The following is a 17,634-nucleotide window of genomic DNA, read 5'->3' on the forward strand; positions in this document are numbered from 1 at the left end:
ATGCTGAAGTGATTCGCCGATGCTCCGCATGTTCTTATTTTTAATGTTGTATTGGAAAGTCAAAATCGTGAGTCGTTCTCACAAGGTATGCCATCATTGTCACCGTCCATCTTTGAATTAGGACAGTTGCTGATAAAAAACTCGGCTTCGCGACGCGACCTCATTTGGCTGCAATATTGACGACCATCACAGACGAATTGCTCTTTTTTTAAATCGGAGGGCGATATCGAGGGAGTAACATCTGCAGATGGATAGTTCGAGTTGAAATAGTGGCTGAAGTTGGAGTAAAGAATGACTCCCAGCAAAATTAAAGTACTAAATATCATCACGTTTGAGATGGTAAGGAAAGCACTTTTACTAGCTTGAAGGCTGCTACTCGACGAAGAGGAGTAATCTAATGCTCTTCGTACATTTATAGCTTTTTGCTTTCCCTTCTCATCAGTTTCAACTTCAAACGAAAGAAGCTCACCAATGCGAGGACGAGCACTGTTCCCCGTGAAAGCAGATATGTGAACAAAGATATCTTGCTCTTTCACCTCGGTACTAATGAAACCAAAACCTCTGCTATCGTTCCATTTAGTTAGTTTTCCATGCATCGTTGCCTATCCTTGAAAGTTTATCAGCGCTAATTGTAACCGTCCGAAACTATAATTGTCATCATACAACATGCTTATTATTGACCCATAACAGAGCGTCATTTTCAGCACAAGCACGATTTACTGATCAGGATTATCCTGAATTACTATAGTTAAAGAATATTCTCTCCCGCCTCTGGGTCTCTTGAGTTGCGTGCCTGTTCTCTAATCTCATGGGCTTCAGAGGTCACATCATCACCTTCAGAGGGGGTTATAGCAGCTGATGATTCTTCATATTCATCGCTGCTTGGCTGTTGAGCACTAATAGACTCTTTCGAGCCATTTAAATTATGTTGAGGTTGTACGTTTTTCACCTCCAAACCTTGAGGAAATATCCGCTCTCTTGCGTCATCTGGCATGCTAATATTGGCATCCATAAAGGCTTGGGTAATATTGCGCATCAGTACTGAGGCCATTTTAAGTACGCTCGTTTCCTCTACATTTACCCAGAAATAAACCTTCACGTTGTAGGCTGACGCCCCAAGTGTATCAATTAGGATTTGGGGCTCAGGGTCTTTTAGTACGTTTTGATGTGCTGCAATAACTTGCTGAGCAATACTCTGGGCTTGCTGAATATCGGCATCGTAACCTACCCCTATAACGAATTTGCCACGCATAAGTGGGTTGGCCGTAAGATTTTTAATAACGCCTTTATAAATTGTGGCATTAGGAATTTGAATATGATTGCCATCGAAATCGACCAAGGTGGTTGCTCGTGCTGTGACCTTTTGAATAATGCCAGTAAACTCGTTTATCTGAACAATATCGCCAATGCGAAACGGGCGCTGTATTGTTAACAGCAAACTTGAAATAAAGTTTTCTGCAATATCCCTAAAGGCAAAGCCTAGAATAAGCCCCACAACCCCGGTACCACTGACTACAGCAATAGCGAAACCGGTAAGCCCGGCCAGAAATAAGAAAAGATAAATACCAAGCAATATAAGAACAATACTAATACTTCGCTGAATAACCGAACGCAGAAGTGGTGATGTTGTTGTGCGTGTTACTGGCTTTATGAGCAGTTTTGCAGCATGAGGCGCGAGAACAATAAACACCGCCATAACAATAATTCCCAAGCCTAACCCTGGCAGGCGAAACAAAAAACTCTCCCACAGTTGGGCAAGCAATGATTGAGCATTAGACAGACTGGTAATTGCTCCACTCCCGGAATTAGCTTGAACCTGAGTAAACACAGTAAAAAGCCATTTAATTTGTGACAGCGTTGCAAACATAACCTTAATCCATGGTGTATTGCCTGCTAAAAAACAGCGGCATTGTGAAGAGTTAAGCGCTGCATCAGCTTTTTATGCAGCACCAGTGAAAAGTGACACGGCGAAATTGACGCAGCGAAATTGGCGTAGCCACATTCACAGAGCAACATTACCCCTACTTGTCGCTGCCCCCGGCTTTATCGGCAAACTTTCGCACCCAAAAGAATAAAAAGGGCGCAAAAAACACAACGCAAACAGTGGTCATAGAAATACCGCCTAGCACGCCTATGCTTATAGCATTTTGTGCGCCAGAACCTGGCCCTGAAGCAAATGCCAATGGCATCACCCCTAAGATAAAAGTTAACGATGTCATAATAATAGGGCGAAAGCGTTGTTTTGCAGCATCGAGTGCGGCATCAAATGCGTTAGCGCCTTCTTTGTAATTGCGCTGTGCAAACTCCACAATCAATATTGCATTTTTAGCAGCTAGCCCCATGGTCATTAGCAAGCCTACCTGAAAGTAAACATCGTTTGACTGCCCCGTTAACCACGTCGCCAACACCGCTCCACAAATACCAAGGGGCACCACCAGTATGATAGCCAGCGGAATGGCCAAGCTTTCATATAGCGCAGCCAATATCATAAACACAACAGCAACGGTAATACTGTAGAGCAGTAACGTTTGGTTACCGCTTTCCTTTTCTTCATATGACAGACCGGTCCAAGCAATATCGAAACCATCGGGCAATGACTGTGCAATACGCTCTAGCTCTGCCAGCGCTTGCCCCGAACTTACCCCAGGAGGTGTAGAGCCCTGAATTTCTCTAGACGCAATGCCATTAAAGCGAGTGAGCTTTGAAGGCCCGAAAGACCAATTACCAGCCGCTATTTGACTAAGCTTTACCATAGTTCCGGCACTGTTGCGTACATACCAATCATCTATGTCTTTTGGCAGCATGCGATATTGCTGCTCGGCCTGAACGTAAACCCGTTTTATACGACCACTATCAATAAAGTCATTAACGTAACGACCTCCTAAAGCAACGCTTAGGGTTTGATTGACCGTTGAAATTGGCACTCCAAGTGCGAGGGCCTTCGGAGTATCTATATCTAAATTATATTGCGGATTATCAGCCAGCCCATTAAAGCGCACTTGAGTTAGCATTGGGCTGCTATTCGCTTCTGATAATAGCTGCTGAGTAGCCTTCTTCATCGCTTCATGCCCTGCCCCTTCGCGATCTATTAGCTGAAGTTGAAACCCACTTGCATTCCCTAATGCACTAACAGGAGGCGGAACGAGAGGAATAATCATGGCATCTTTCACTGGCGACAGCGCTTTCGCCGCTTTCTGCTTAATATTGAAAACACTGTTTGCTTCGCCACGCTGCTCCCAGTCTTTCATCTTAACAAACGCTATTCCCACGTTTTGTGCTTGGCCTGCAAAGCTAAAGCCCGCTGCCGTGAACAGCCCGTCTACAGCACCGTTGCTGCCGTCCAAATAAAAGTCTTCAACTTTGGCCATTTTTTCTCGTGTTTGTTGAAGAGTTGAACCAGGCGGACCGGTTACCAAAGTGAACATTCTACCTTGGTCTTCTTGCGGTAAAAATGATGTTGGTATGCGTAAAAAGACCCATGCACCTGCAGCAACAAGTAAAACGAACACCCCAGGCAATATCAGCTTATTGTTGATTAACTTTTCTAGCAGCTGGCCTTGCGCATTTTTAACACCATCGAACCCCTTGTTGAACTTATGTAGCAAGCCGCCCTGTTTCTTTTTATCACTAGACTGCAAGAACAGCCCGCATAGCGAGGGGGAAAGCGTAAGCGCAATAACCAGGGAAATCCCCATAGCGACAGATATAGTAATAGCGAACTGTCGATAAATAACGCCCACCGAGCCACTGAATAACGCCATGGGTAAAAATACTGCCCAAATAACAACGGTTGTGCCAACCAAAGCCGATGATATTTCAGCCATGGCTTTTTTCACGGCTTCTTTAGGGGTTAGTTCGCTGTCTTCTTCCAGCTTTCTTTCCGCATTTTCAGTAACCACAATGGCATCATCTACCAACATGCCTATAGCAAGCACCAACGCAAACATAGTAAGCACATTGATTGAGTAACCAAATAACAGCAGAAAACTTAGGGTGCCGAGCAAAACGATGGGAATGGCTACCGCAGGAATAAGAGTAGCCCGAAAGGTTTGCAAAAAGATATAAATCACCAGCACCACTAGCACTACGGCAATACCCAGGGTTTCTAATACGTTAAAAATTGAGGCTCGGATAAAAGGCGAGGTATCTACTGGGTAGGCTATTTCCAGGTCTTCAGGAATAATTGTTTTAAATTCATCAATTCGTGCTTTTAGCGCTTCTATAGTGGCAAGCGCATTGGCTGAAGGCGACAATTCTATGGCAATACCCGACGCAGGTTTTCGATTCCAACGCCCAAGTACGCGGTAGCTTTCTGCTCCCACCTCAACGCGAGCAATGTCACCTAAGGTTAAATTTGCCCCACTTGTGTTTGAGCGAAGTAAAATTTGTTTAAACTCCTCAGGGGTAGTAAGTAACGATTGCGCCGTAATGGTAGCATTAAGTTGTTGCCCTTCAACGGAAGGTGCGCCACCTATTTCACCGGTAGCTAACTGCACGTTTTGCTGTTCTATGGCATCAATGACATCAAGCGCGGTGATGTTGTAATTATTCATGGCATTGGGATTAAGCCATATCCGCATGGCATGTTCTGGGCCAAAGGTTTGTATTTGCCCAACGCCATTAATTCGGCTTAGCGGTTCTTCAAGATTAGAAACCAAAAAATCTGAAATTTCATTGCGATTCATTTTTCCGCTTTTGGAAAAGAAACTCACTAGCAGTGCATAGCTGTTGCCCGCCTTCTCAACCGACACGCCCAATTGCTGCACAATAGGAGGTAAGGCAGACTGAGCCTGAGACACTTTATTTTGAGTTTGAACCTGTGCAATGTCTGGGTCTGTGCCGGGTTCGAAGGTGAGTGTAATTGACGCAGTTCCGGCTGACGAACTTTGCGACTGAATGTAGCGCAAGTTATCTATGCCAGTAAGACTTTTTTCAATAACCTGGGTAACGGTTACTTCTAGCGTTTCAGCCGAGGCCCCCGGATAGTTTGCTGAAATCGATACTTTGGGCGGTGCAATGTTCGGATATTGTTCAAGGGGTAAGCTGAGCATTGAAAATACTCCGCTACCCATAATCAAAAGCGCGATAACACAGGTAAATATGGGGCGATTAATAAAGAAGCGTGAAAACATAATTAGTCCTGCTCCCCATTCGTTCCTTTTTTACCCTGCATTTCGGCTTTTTGGCCTTGCGTTTCTTTTTGCCTATTTGCATTGAGAAGTTCCGGTTTTACCGGCTGGCCCTCTTGAAGCATCATAGTGCCTTCAACAATAAGCCGATCCCCCTCATTCAACCCCTTTTCTACTATCCATTTGTTTTCAAATGCGCTACCAGTAGTAACTTCTCGCTTACGCGCTTTATTATCGCTATCTATCAACCAAACGTGCTTAGCGCCTTTTGCGCTCATTTTTACGCTTTTTTGAGGAACAATAACAACCTTGTTAGCCCCGTCGTCTTGAATTGCACCACGGACAAAAAGCCCAGGGAGCAATACGTTATCGGGGTTTGGAAATACGGCACGCAGCCTAATAGTACCAGTTTGATTATCTACCGCTAAATCTGCTGCCTGAAGTTTTCCCTCATGTGTATAGGGCTCATCCGAGCCTAAAAATAACGTTACGGTTTCGCTGCTTTCATTTTCTCTGATTCCAGAGTTAATAAGCTGTGTGTACATCTGTTGCTGTTCGTTTGCCGACAAAGACAAGTCGACATAAACAGGATCTAGTTGGCGAATAGTGGCAAGTGGCTGTTCCTGCTGCTGCGAGACCAGCGCGCCCTTTGTTACACTAGAGGGGCTGATAAAACCAGTTATAGGTGCGTACACTTTGGTGTAAGCTAAATTTATTCTGGCTGTTTTCAGTTGCGCCTGCGCTTGTGCAAGCGAGGCTTCGGCCTGAGTTAACTCTGTTTCTGCATCGTCAAACGCTTGCTGGCTGAGAACGTCTGAGGCCGCTAAACTATCGTAGCGATTCACCACCGATTGGGCGTTTTCCACCCTTGCCTGCGCATTATTGTAACTTGCTTGCGCCGACTCAAAATCAGCTTGATACCGATTGGGCTCTATTTGATAAAGCTGCTCGCCCTCTTCTACTATGGAACCTTCTGTGAACATGCGCTTTTGTACAATACCACTTACCTGCGGTCTTACTTCAGCCACTTGAAATGGAACAACCCGGCCTGGAATCTTATTAACAATGGGCGTTGATTGAAAAGAAACCTCAATATAGCCCACTGGAGCAGCAGGTGCGCTTTTAGAACTTTCACTCGATGAGGTATTGGATGAAGATGGCTTTGACGATTTTTTATCGTCACTACAACCCTGTACCAAAAACAGAAGAGAAAGCGATATTACTACCGCTACAACACTGACACGTTTATTCATTTTTCCATGCTCTTTATCTGATGATATCAAAAGGACGAAGACGTTTAATCCATTAGGTTGTTTATCGCGTCAGCGAAAATAATCTATCGCGATGTTTTGGGAATAATAGGCAGATAACAACCAAAACTCGCAAATTGCTACGAATTCCAAAGGCAATAAAGATCAAACTAAATATGCGGCACTCTGATCTTTTACCCATTCAGTAGTCTAACTATGGTTGTAAAAATAAACTCAAAAGCCTGCAATTTAGCAATCAGATTGTGAGGAAAATAAACCTGAATAGTGTAAATACAAAAATTAATAACTCGGTATTTTCAAAGTCACCCACTGGGTTACTTGTGTATGGTTATTTATTTTTTCTGGTAATCGCATTTTTGCTCCTCAACCTGCCTTTCGCAAAAACGGCGCAGATAGATTGGCTAGACACGCTGTTTATGGCCACATCAGCGGTTTCCACTACAGGACTTATCACAGCTCAACCTGGCTCAGATTATTCCTTTTTTGGGCAGCTAGTAACATTGTTAATTATTCAGATAGGCGGTATTGGATATATGACATTTGGCTCGTTCATCCTCATTGCGTTAAAAGCGAAAATGTCGAAAGATTCCCTTAAAAAAGGCTTACAGGTAAACAAAAGAGAATTTGCGTTCCCAAAAGAATTTAAGCCAAGTGAATTTGTAAAAAAGGTAATTCTTTTTACTCTTATCGTAGAATTTACTGGCGCTTTATTTCTGTCTTATATATTCATTCAAAGCGGTGAAAATATGCCGATTTGGTCGGCTATTTTTCACAGCGTAAGCGCATTTTGCACTGCCGGATTTAGCCTTATGACAAATAGTTTTCAATACTATCGGGGTGATTTGGCAGTGAATGCCATTATCTCTACTCTGTCTTTACTCGGTGTCATAGGCTTTATCGTGATGGTAGATTATTAAATACCTTGTTGGGAACCAGCTTAATATCGATATCTTCCGACATGCGATACGTTTTTATATCAGACTTGGCAAGTGCAGTGCCGCCCGTGAATACCAACTGGTGGTGTTCGAATTCGATTATCGATAGATGCCTTAATAATTGGACAACATAGTAGTCCTTTTCGACAATTGCCGGGTTGCCTAGCCCTATGGCGTCGGCAACATCGACAAATAGCGAGCTATCGAGCTTCGTTGACACGCTGCTTACCTACGGTAATTTTACGGGTAAAGCGTGGATCGGTTGGAACAATTTTAACACTAGCTGGAATTTGCGTACTCTGGCCTGAAAAGTTCATGTTCGACAAATCATCGAACTTGTAGTCTACATCTAATCTTTCCATAGCTTCTATTAGTACACCATCAGCACCCGCAGCATTATCCGGCATTAATTTACCTGTAATGCGATTGACTCTGGCACGGGCATAAAGCCCGTAACCTATCTTCATCAACAAGCCTTCACGAGCAAGATTTCTAAGGCCTCGACCTACTTGGTCGTAGTCAGCTATATCTTTAAAATCAGAGCGCAAAAAAACAGAACGCTTAGAACGCTTGACTCTTGTCTTTATTCTGTCTTGTATCGTCATCTGCCCCCCCTATGCACATTGAATATATAATAGGCAAAAATACGACATTTTTCAACCGCAAAAATACGACACTAAGATGACGCAAAAACACGACACAAAAATAAAATAATTAACAATTAAAATAAATAGTTATGTGATTCCAAATACAGAAAATATATCACCGCGCAGACGGATGAAATCGCATGTACGTCTCATTCAACTTGCTCTGCACAATATGCGTGTATAAGTGCGCAGTAGAAAGGGCTGCATGGCCCAGATATGCCTGAACCTGGCGAGGATTAGCACCATTGCTAAGCATGTGTGTTGCAGCTCAATGACGAAACACTCTATAGTGAGGGACTAAAAGCCGTATGCATACAAAGTTACTTAGTCATCGGCATCCTCAAAATTAAAGGTCTGATCTTTCAATCCTTTGTACTGCCCTTCCAAAGTTAGCGACAGCAAACGCATCAGGATTTTTTCCTTACACTACTTTTTTTAGCCGGCTTTAGCGCCTCACGTTCTGCCTTAATCTTTGCTAGCAAAGCTTCAGCACTGTTTTCTCCGCTGATTAGTTCAGGGTTGGCGGCTCGCCAGTCTGTAGTAAGTTCTCCGCGAAATGCCTTGGCTAAAATGGATTGGGTGAGGTTATTCACTCTATCGAGTGCGACATTGGCTCTTTGTTCGATGCGGTCAGCAAAAGCAAAGAGTTCCTCAACTCGGCGGATGATTTCGGTTTGTTCGTTTTGGGTTGGTACTGGTATTGGGTAACTACGAATGTCCTTCATATTTACCCTGGGTACAGTGCTACCTATCGTCATTTGCCTTACAATCGATAAGATTTTGTCTGAGTTCAAGACAATTGTTAGAAACTTAGAATTAATTTCCGAACCAGCACGAATCAAAACCATTCTTTGACCAAGGCAAAGTTCAGTATCAGAAGGAATTTGGCAAGCAATACCAACCGTACCCTCTCGGCTGTAAAGAATATCGCCAGGTTCAGGTTTTAGGCGTTTAATTCTTTCAGCGAACACTTCCTCACTCACAAAGCCCTGTTCAGATAAATCAAGATAAAATGGATTAAATGCTGTGGTCTTTACGCAATACTTACCTAAAGCACTCCATTTTGGAGTTGAATGCGGGCAGTCAACAACATTATCAGCGACATCATTCAACTTCATTTCTATCCACTCTGCTGGCTTCTCCCGCCACTCCTGTGTCAACTTGCCGCTGACGGCGGCGGCGAGGACGGATTGTCGGAAGGTTTTTAGGATTTCGGGGATGCGTTCGAGGCGAGCTTTGGTGATTTCCACCTGAGCCAGCAGTGCGTCGAGTTTGTCGGCGATGACTTTTTGTTCCTCTGGAGGTGGTAGTGGAAATTCTAATGATTTAAGAACGTCTAAACGAATACCTTTAACCGTAGTGCCCGTTCCAAGTTCTTCAATCTTACGTGAAATCGACCTGTACCAATCAATAAGGTATTCGCGATTGACACCACTAGCAGGAAACAAGGCTTTCAGATCCTGATTGATAGCAGAATCGAAATTTGCAACAATAATTTTCCCTAGACTCATTCTAGTCGCAACAATAGGTGTTCCAGAAGGAATCACATTAGTGCTGCTGTTCTTAACAGCTTCTTCCGAAATGTGATCAACAGTATCGTGCAGGATATTTCTGTTCATATCCTTTACACTCATCCACGGAATGTTACCTTCATAATAGCTTTGGATTGATTTACTTGGTGTTCCACCCCCTACTATCGAAAGCAGAATTTCACCAAGTTCAGTTTGTTTCCAAGATGCAGGGATAGTCATCAGCTTGCACCTTCCAGAGCTACCAATAACGCATCAATTTCGATAAGCGCAGCTTCCAGCTCACCTTTAGCTTCTCGAGCTAATACATCCGGCTCAGGTAAATCCGCCGCATCAACACTGTCTTTATCTTTAAGCCAAGAAATATCCAATGAATCGCCTTTTGTTTCGCGAATCCATTCACGGCTAAAGCAGCGCCATCGAGAATGCGCAAGGCGGTCATCAATCCCCTGGTTTTCTTCCACCACCTCTTTGTCTACTTCAATCTCTTGTGCACCAAAGCTGTACTCACCTTCTTTGCGTTGGCTTGTGCCATCAGATAAGTCGCCATATACTTTTTCGAAAGCGCCCAAATGTGGATCTGTACCAAATTCTTCTTTCGCAAATCCTAGATCCGACTCACCAAACGGGGTGCGTTTACCAAAGCCAGGCATATTGGTTCGCAGGTCATACACCCACACATTTTCTGTACAGTTTTCTTCCTGGTGTTTGTCTTTTTCTGAACCTTTAGTAAAAAACAGTACGTTGGTTTTTACGCCTTGGGCATAAAAAATACCCGTTGGCAGGCGTAAAATAGTATGTAGATTGCACTTATCCATTAGGTCACGGCGAACATCGGTACCTACGCCCGCTTCGAACAGTACGTTATCCGGCAGCACTACGGCCGCCCGGCCACCAGGTTTTAAGTTGCGATAAATATGCTGTAAAAACGCAAGTTGTTTGTTGGTGGTTTTGTAGGTTAGATCGTCTCTGGTATTGGATGCTTCACCACCTTTACTGGTACCGAAAGGCGGATTTGCTAAAATAATGTCAGCTTGTTTTAACTCCTTTCCTGCATCACCTAATGCATTTCCTAAATGCACAACGCCCTCTTCGTCGCCTTCCATTCCGTGCAGTAAGCAATTCATTAACGCTAAGCGCCTTGTATTGGGTACTAATTCCACGCCAACAAACGCTTTGTTTTTCTGGAACGCTGCGTCTTTAGCGGAAAGCTCAAGATAGTCATCGGTTTGTTCACGCATATACTGGTCGGCAGCAACTAAGAATCCTGCTGTGCCTACCGCTGGGTCTTGTATCACCTCGCCAACTTGCGGCTTAATGCAGCGCACCATACAGTTGATTAGCGCGCGAGGTGTGAAGTATTGCCCTGCCCCGGATTTCGTTTCCGATGCGTTCTTTTCCAACAATCCCTCATACAAATCGCCTAGCCCGTCTTTTTGGGCGCTAAACCAATCAATATGGTCGAGGGTTTTTATCATTTGTTCTAGATGGCGTGGTTCACGCAGTCGAGTTTGTGCATCGGCGTAGATTGCACTGATAAGCGGGTCTTCGTGCACAATATTGCCGTCTGAATCTTTACCTGTTGATAGGCTTAATAGAATGCGTTTGTAGTCGTTTAGCAGGTTAATACCCGACTTTTCGTTGATGTCTGTCCAACGACAACCTTGTGGTAGAGGATGGCGTTTTAATACGCCTGCTTCAGTGTTCTCATGCACCATTTTAATAAATAACAGCAGTACCAGTTCGGTTACATAATCTGAATAATTGATGCCGTCGTCGCGTAGTACGTCGCAGAGGTTCCAGAGTTTTTGAACGATTTCGTTATTTGTCATGTGTGTCTCTTAATTAATAATTTGGTTCTTAACTGTGTGCTATCAGTACTTTGCACAACGGCTCATTAATGTAGTAGTTGGCGCGGCCAATTTTTTGTTTGGTTAAAAAGCCGTGTTCTACTAGTTGCTCTAAATATTTAGTGGCGGTTATTCGCGTTACCCCTAGCTCATCAATAATAAAATCGATTTTGGTATAGGGGTGATGAAACAGGTTATTGAGTAAATCCTGGCTATAAATTTTGGGTAGTTGTTCACGAATACCGTGTTTCACATCGGTCATCAGGCTTTTCATCTCGGTAATGAGTGAGATAGTGTTTTGTGCTGTGTCGATAACCCCATCAAGCATAAAGGCTATCCAAGGTTCCCAGTTACCAGTAACACGCACAGCCTGCAAATTATTATAGTAATCTGCTTTGTGCTGAATAATAAAACGGCTTAAATACAGTACCGGCAGGTTAAGCAAGTCTTTAATCACCAGGTACAAAATATTCAGGATCCGCCCTGTGCGGCCATTGCCGTCGTAAAATGGATGAATGCTTTCAAACTGATGATGGATGATGGCCATTTTTACCAGCGGATCTGCATCGCATAACTCATCGTTATTAATAAACTGCACCAGGTTATCCATTAGCGCGGTTATTTCGTCTGCATGTTGTGGCGGGGTATACACTACCTCCCCCGTACGGGCATTTTTTAAATCAGTACCGGGTAGCTTGCGTAAGCCAGCGTTGTTGTGCTCCAGGTTTTGCTGGATGGCAAGAATATCACTTAAGCGAATGAGTTTACTTTGCCGTGCTGTTTGAAAGCCCAACTTTAATGCTACCGCGTAATCCTGCACTTCTTTGGTTGCAGGGCTAGTAATGGCTTCTTCAAATAAGTTGGCTTTATAAAGCTCGTCATGCGTGGTTACAATGTTTTCCACTTCCGAGCTGTCTTTTGCTTCCTGTAAGGCAAGCGTATTGATTAGTATTGCTTCATTGGGAATGCTGGCGGCAACACCCTTTAATTCGGCCAGATATCGGTGAGCTTCAGCCACCTTTTTGAGTACTGCGCGGGTTTCCCACTGCTCTATATTATCAAGTGGTAACAATGGGATAGATGCAGTCATGATTAATATAATGTCCTTTTTATACATGTAAAACTGTATATGTATAGATTTTGCAAAAAATTATACATGTACTTTATAACATGTATAGTTTTTCTGTTTACTTATACATATAAAGTTTATGCACTTTGGGAAGGCCAAATTGCATCACTCAGTTCATCCAGTATTGTATCCAGCTGGTTACCCAGTACTTTATCCAGCTGCTTTGCTCCGCCCTGCTCTGCAAATCGGCTGTTTACGAATTCTCTATCTATGATTACTTCGTGAACCAGTTGTTTTGCCAGGCGCTCAAGCCATTTGCGCTGTGCGGGTAACCAGTTATGACTTTCATATATTCGCAACATAGCCTGTGCAACACGTTGCTCAAAGGGTAACAATGGCTCGCCGAATGCTGCTCGGCGAATATGGCCAATGATGCTTGCTGCAATATCTTGGTTAGTTTGGTTACGCACCGCACTTTGGAGTTTTGCTTCTGAGTATCCCGCACCATCAAGCAATAGCTTAATTTCTTTTAGTTGATCGCGAGTCAGATCTCGGGGTTTATTCACCACTACAGCAAGGGCTGCACTTTGGTTAAGCTGCTCTTTTATAAACTGGTTAAAGCTGTCCAAGTAATCTTCTGGCTTTTGATGTACACCGTAGCTTTGGGTGCGTTCTCTTATTTCATCATGATGCTCAGAAATTATAGGCTGGCGTTCACTGCCCAGTAGCTCATTCACTTCTGCTAACTGGTTTATCAGACCGCTATGTTTTGTTATGAAGGCCGCGGCCTGCTTAGGGCCAAGCTCATGTAAATGTTTATGCAAGCTTTTGGGCTCAACGCCCCATAAACCTTGTAATTCATCCAGTTTTTGCTTAAGTGCGGGTTTGCTTTCAGCTTTTTTACCGGCTTTTCGCATTACGCGCATCACTTTTTGGCTAAGTTGACTTAGCACTACATCGGCATGGCTCTGCTCTGGCGCATCACCAGGCGCATTCAACGCGCGTTCCAATTGTTGCGGATTAGTGATTTCGTGTACCAATTGTTCCAACGTAATATTGGGATCTTTAACCAATGGCTTCATGGTATTAACATCGGCCAACGCGGCATAAATATCCACCGGGTCATAAATTCGAAATACCGTTTTACCAATGTCATCACAGCGGCGGGTAGCACGGCCAATCATTTGCTCATACAAAATCCGTGATTTAACCCGCCGCATAAAAACGAGGTTACAAATTTTGGGAACATCGATACCGGTGGTTAGCAGGTCTACAGTAATAGCAATATTTGGATAGCGCTCGTTTTTATACTGTCGAATGAGCTGTTCTACTTTGTCGCTTTGCCCGGTGATTTTAACGACTGCCGCTTGGTTATATTCACCGTTATAAAGGTCTTTAAACGCTTCGTCTAAAAGTCGCTTTACCATATCGGCATGCAAATCGGTTGCGCAGAAAATCAGAGTTTTTTCATCCCCGAACGGATCGAGTTCTTGAACTAGTTGCTGACAAATCACTTTGTTGAAGTTTTCATTAATTACTTTGCGATTAAAAGCTTCCACTTCAAAATTAAGTTCATCGTCTAGCTCTGCGCTTTGTACTTCACCAGTTTGGGTATTAATGGCACTAACTTCATCTCCTTTGGCAAATTTAATCCCGTTTTGCGTGAGTAAGGTTTCGTATCGAATTGGCGGTTCGTGATCTATTAGCCAGTCATCCGCTACCGCTTCCCGGTATGAATAGGTATAAACAGGTTTGCCAAAAATTTCACTGGTGTGTTTCGCTGGCGTCGCAGTTAAGCCAATTTTGACGGCATCAAAATAGTCGAGCACCCGGCGGTAACTGGAAAGATACTGACTCGCATCCCGCGTAGCGATTTCGCCTTCGGTCATTTCCTGGTCGAGCGTATACCCTCTGTGGGCTTCATCAATAATAATACAATCAAACTGGTCTAACGGTGGCGGGTTGTCGCTCATAAATATGCGCTTTACCATGGCTTGTACGGTTGCAACCTGCACACGCGTTTCAGCCTCAGCAGCCATATCTCCCAGCTCTGAAACATTATAGATTTTAGATAAGGTATGATTTTGTTCTAGTGGTGCTTCGTTAAAAGCATCAATGGCTTGCTGACCAAGTGCGGTGCGATCTACCAAAAATAGAATACGCTTAAATCGCTCAGCCTTTAGAAACCGGTACATCAAACCAATGATGGTGCGCGTTTTACCGGTTCCTGTTGCCATAGCTAACAGCGCCGTGCGTACTTCTTTCGCTAGCGTATTTTCAACCGCAATAATGGCTTTTTGCTGATAATCGCGAACTTTTAAATAGCCGAATGGCTCAGTTTTTAGTTTTTTCTCAGCCTCTTCTTTACTGCGTTTGAGTTTGTCAATTAAGCCTTCTGGCGTATGAAACTTAGGGAGTGCACGTTTAGTATTGGCAGGTTCGCGCACATCCCGAAACCAGGTTCCAGACTGTTCGGCCAGTTGGGGAACGTAAGGGCGACCATTGCAAGAATAAACAAACGGGATTTTATAATGGCTTTCTTGTTCATCAGGCCAGGCAATTGTTAAACCTGCTAATTCCCATGCGCCCAGCATAGGAGGTGAAACACTAAAACCTTTGCTATATCGTTCTGCTTGCGAAATTTTTCCTGCAACGTTGGTGTTTTCTTTCTTCGCCTCAACCACGGCCATGGGCGTTAAACCGTAAAACAGTACATAGTCTGCTCTACCTTTTTCGCCATTATGCTCGGTAGGCCATTCGGCAATCGCGATATTACTGCCTTTTTCTGGTCGAGCCCCACTTTTATAAGTAAGCGCTTCGCTATCGGCTGTCCAACCCGCTTCTAACAGTTGCTGATCGATTAAAATGCGGGTTAGCGCTTCATCCAACACTATGTGTTGCGTTGCCGCCTGTGTGTTTTTGTTTATCTGATTGCGTTGGGCAGTTTGCGTTTTCTCATCAGCCGCCGCTAACTGAGCTTGAAGTGCCTTTATCTTTGTTTCGTAATCCTTACGTTGAGCTTGTAAGGCATCTTCATGTTCAGACGCTTGCTTCGCCAAAGACCGAGATTCCTCGTCCATTGCCATTGCCAATGCTTCATATTCTGCTTTTTCTTTGGCTACGAGCTCATGAAGTTGATTGCTGGAATCCAAGTTAACATTGGCTTGTTCTAAATCACTTTTTAACTTTGCAATTTCAGACTGTAACTGACGTAACTGTTCGCTGGGGTCTGCAGGTGGAATAAAGGGGCCAGGTTTAAATTGAACCCCTGATTTTCCGAAAGACTGGTGAAACCATATGGCTAGTTTACGTGCAACCACTAAACCATTCATGGCTTCTTTGTGCTGAGTTCTGAATGTATGGATTGCTTTATTACCTTCCATTCTAAGAGTATGGAATAACTCTCTGACTACCGGCTCTAGCTGTAACTCACGGTTAATTTTGTAGATCAGATCAGCCTGGGAAGTCTTATCGTCAAACTCAATTCCAACCAATGCTGCAATGTGCTGTGCCAGCGCTTCACCCAGTTGCCTAAGCTTCATTAATGTTGTGTTGGGATCGCTCGAGAAGGCTTTTTCAGCAGAGGAGGCAATTTCCACTAAAAGTGAATCATGCTCTTGTAGAAACCCAAAGTTACTTTGCTGGATAGAGGATGCCATGTTTAAGAAACTCCATTTCACCTTGCCGCTGGTTCAATCAGAACTCAGTAGTACTTTTTTATTCTGTGTGTATTGCAAAGAATAGACTACCACAAATACTTAATTTCACTATACTTTAGTAGTGAGTATAAAACCATAAAACTACAGAACCGGTGCGTTGAATTACTTTTTTTGAATCCTTGGTTTAACCACTTAGAAATAAATATGAATTCGTACGGTCGAAGCCATTTAATTAGAACGTTACGCACATCAACCGACTTTTTAAATATAATTATTAAACATGAATACATAGAGAATCATCGCTTTTCTCTGAACAATTCATGCAATGATGGAGGGTAAATTACACGTGGGGCCTATGACCTCACACCCTCTTTTGTCTGCACTTCAACGGACATTCCGTTTCAACAAAATTCATCCGATGCCGCCGCCGGTCGTGCCACCCGACGGCGGGCTGCAGACCTTTCGTCTGTCACTGGGGTGACAATCTCTCTATCAGCGCTTGGGAGCGCTTCTCCTGCACAAAAGAATGTAGCTCTGAGCTAGAGCGCTGAATGCGCGGCTAATGAACGTTACATTACAATAAAAATAAACTTAATTTTCAATAGCTTAAAATAAAAACAAGAAAAATTACTTCTGTTCCAAGTCAGTGAAATTAACTCTTTAACCCGAGATGCATTGTGGCAATGCTTATCTATTGTGACATCTGATCCCCCGTTTATGGGGTAGAGCCGACATCTGACAAGTTAACTGTGACGCTTTTCGTGTCCGGCTATTTGTTTGCGATTTCATTAATTGTTGCAGGGAAATCCTTTTTAAGAGCAGACCAGACCCTCATAACCAGAACACTCCGTTTTGTCTTTTCAGCACTATCGTTTACTACACTTTTAGCTAGTGTTGGAAATGTCCTCTTGTTTAGTAAATATTTACTTTCAAGCTATATCAATACTGGTAAACCATGGAACATTTACAAAGAGTTTTGCATAGCAACACTGAATAACGCTTCGCCGAGATTGATGTGGAATAAAGGATTAAAAGCCTGTGGTATTCGCCATCGTAATAGCTATCAAACAAGACACACGTTTTGCACTACGGCTTTGCAATCGGAAGCGAAGATACACTGGGTGAGTCAGTAATTAGGCCATGCGTCTGCAATGATGACTTTTCCACTTCGTGCACTGGCCAAAACCTTAACTTCGTGGTTGTAACCTATCATCGCCATGTGGCGCTTTACACGAAACAACGGGATCACTGAAGGCTTCCACAACAAAATGGAAATGATATCAAGAAGAGCGTATGGTTTTAGAAACTTTGAAAACTATAGAATGAGAGTGATGACCCATTGTGGGTGGGATGGTGTTATCAATCGTGTAAGGTGAATGCTGATCCCCCGTTTATGGGGTAGAGCCAAAATAGCAAATTGGAATTGAATGGGAAGGCTGGGGAGCAGAGAAGTTGGTCGGTGTGAGAGGATTTGAACCTCCGACCCCTGACACCCCATTTGTGCGCTAGCACATTATTACAAAAATATAAATTAACTATAATTCA

Annotated in this window: 12 protein-coding genes and 1 pseudogene; 2 read left to right on the plus strand and 11 right to left on the minus strand. The window is 43.6% G+C overall.

What is annotated here, in order from left to right; genetic code table 11:
* Positions 1-59 precede the first annotated feature (59 nt).
* From BM528_RS11400 to BM528_RS11415, 4 genes are all read right to left on the minus strand, one after another.
* On the minus strand, positions 60-596 hold the full coding sequence (locus BM528_RS11400) for a cold shock domain-containing protein (protein WP_071979914.1): 537 nt from the start codon (positions 594-596) through the stop codon (positions 60-62).
* A 152-nt stretch (positions 597-748) separates the two neighbouring features.
* Positions 749-1,867 carry a mechanosensitive ion channel family protein gene (locus BM528_RS11405; RefSeq protein ID WP_071979915.1) on the minus strand — a complete coding sequence of 373 codons (1,119 nt, stop codon included), beginning with the start codon at positions 1,865-1,867 and terminating at the stop codon, positions 749-751.
* Positions 1,868-2,021: 154 nt separating this feature from the next.
* On the minus strand, positions 2,022-5,132 hold the full coding sequence (locus BM528_RS11410; RefSeq protein ID WP_071979916.1) for an efflux RND transporter permease subunit: 3,111 nt from the start codon (positions 5,130-5,132) through the stop codon (positions 2,022-2,024).
* A 2-nt stretch (positions 5,133-5,134) separates the two neighbouring features.
* Complete coding sequence (locus BM528_RS11415; RefSeq protein ID WP_071979917.1) at positions 5,135-6,382, minus strand: efflux RND transporter periplasmic adaptor subunit; 1,248 nt, start codon at positions 6,380-6,382, stop codon at positions 5,135-5,137.
* 260 nt (positions 6,383-6,642) lie between these two features.
* Here BM528_RS11415 and BM528_RS11420 point away from each other — a divergent pair, with 260 nt between their 5' ends.
* Positions 6,643-7,317, plus strand: a complete 675-nt coding sequence (locus tag BM528_RS11420; protein WP_071979918.1) for a potassium transporter TrkG — start codon at positions 6,643-6,645, stop codon at positions 7,315-7,317.
* Here BM528_RS11420 and BM528_RS11425 read toward each other — a convergent pair.
* The 7 genes from BM528_RS11425 to hsdR all read right to left on the minus strand — a co-directional run bounded on the left by BM528_RS11425 (position 7,295) and on the right by hsdR (position 16,089).
* A complete protein-coding gene (locus BM528_RS11425; RefSeq protein WP_083595269.1) occupies positions 7,295-7,555 on the minus strand; it encodes a nucleotidyl transferase AbiEii/AbiGii toxin family protein in 261 nt (86 codons plus the stop codon). The genes BM528_RS11420 and BM528_RS11425 overlap by 23 nt on opposite strands.
* Positions 7,536-7,940, minus strand: a complete 405-nt coding sequence (locus tag BM528_RS11430) for a DUF6088 family protein (RefSeq protein WP_071979919.1) — start codon at positions 7,938-7,940, stop codon at positions 7,536-7,538. The genes BM528_RS11425 and BM528_RS11430 overlap by 20 nt, the downstream gene beginning before the upstream one ends.
* A 157-nt stretch (positions 7,941-8,097) precedes the next feature.
* Entirely contained in the window at positions 8,098-8,238 is a 141-nt protein-coding gene (locus BM528_RS19070; RefSeq protein WP_083595270.1) for a tyrosine-type recombinase/integrase, read from the minus strand.
* Between the two features lie 151 nt (positions 8,239-8,389).
* Positions 8,390-9,733, minus strand: a complete 1,344-nt coding sequence (locus BM528_RS11440; protein ID WP_071979920.1) for a restriction endonuclease subunit S — start codon at positions 9,731-9,733, stop codon at positions 8,390-8,392.
* On the minus strand, positions 9,733-11,343 hold the full coding sequence (locus BM528_RS11445; RefSeq protein ID WP_071979921.1) for a class I SAM-dependent DNA methyltransferase: 1,611 nt from the start codon (positions 11,341-11,343) through the stop codon (positions 9,733-9,735). The genes BM528_RS11440 and BM528_RS11445 overlap by 1 nt, the downstream gene beginning before the upstream one ends.
* Before the next feature lie 28 nt (positions 11,344-11,371).
* Positions 11,372-12,451, minus strand: a complete 1,080-nt coding sequence (locus BM528_RS11450; RefSeq protein ID WP_071979922.1) for a Fic family protein — start codon at positions 12,449-12,451, stop codon at positions 11,372-11,374.
* A 116-nt stretch (positions 12,452-12,567) separates the two neighbouring features.
* On the minus strand, positions 12,568-16,089 hold the full coding sequence (gene hsdR / locus BM528_RS11455) for a type I restriction-modification system endonuclease (RefSeq protein WP_071979923.1): 3,522 nt from the start codon (positions 16,087-16,089) through the stop codon (positions 12,568-12,570).
* A 1,166-nt stretch (positions 16,090-17,255) separates the two neighbouring features.
* Here hsdR and BM528_RS11460 point away from each other — a divergent pair.
* Positions 17,256-17,465 (plus strand): annotated as a pseudogene (locus tag BM528_RS11460) (transposase); the annotation flags it as partial.
* Between the last annotated feature and the right edge of the window lie 169 nt (positions 17,466-17,634).

The organism is Alteromonas sp. RW2A1, assembly GCF_001886475.1.
Taxonomy (GTDB): Bacteria; Pseudomonadota; Gammaproteobacteria; order Enterobacterales; family Alteromonadaceae; genus Alteromonas; species Alteromonas hispanica.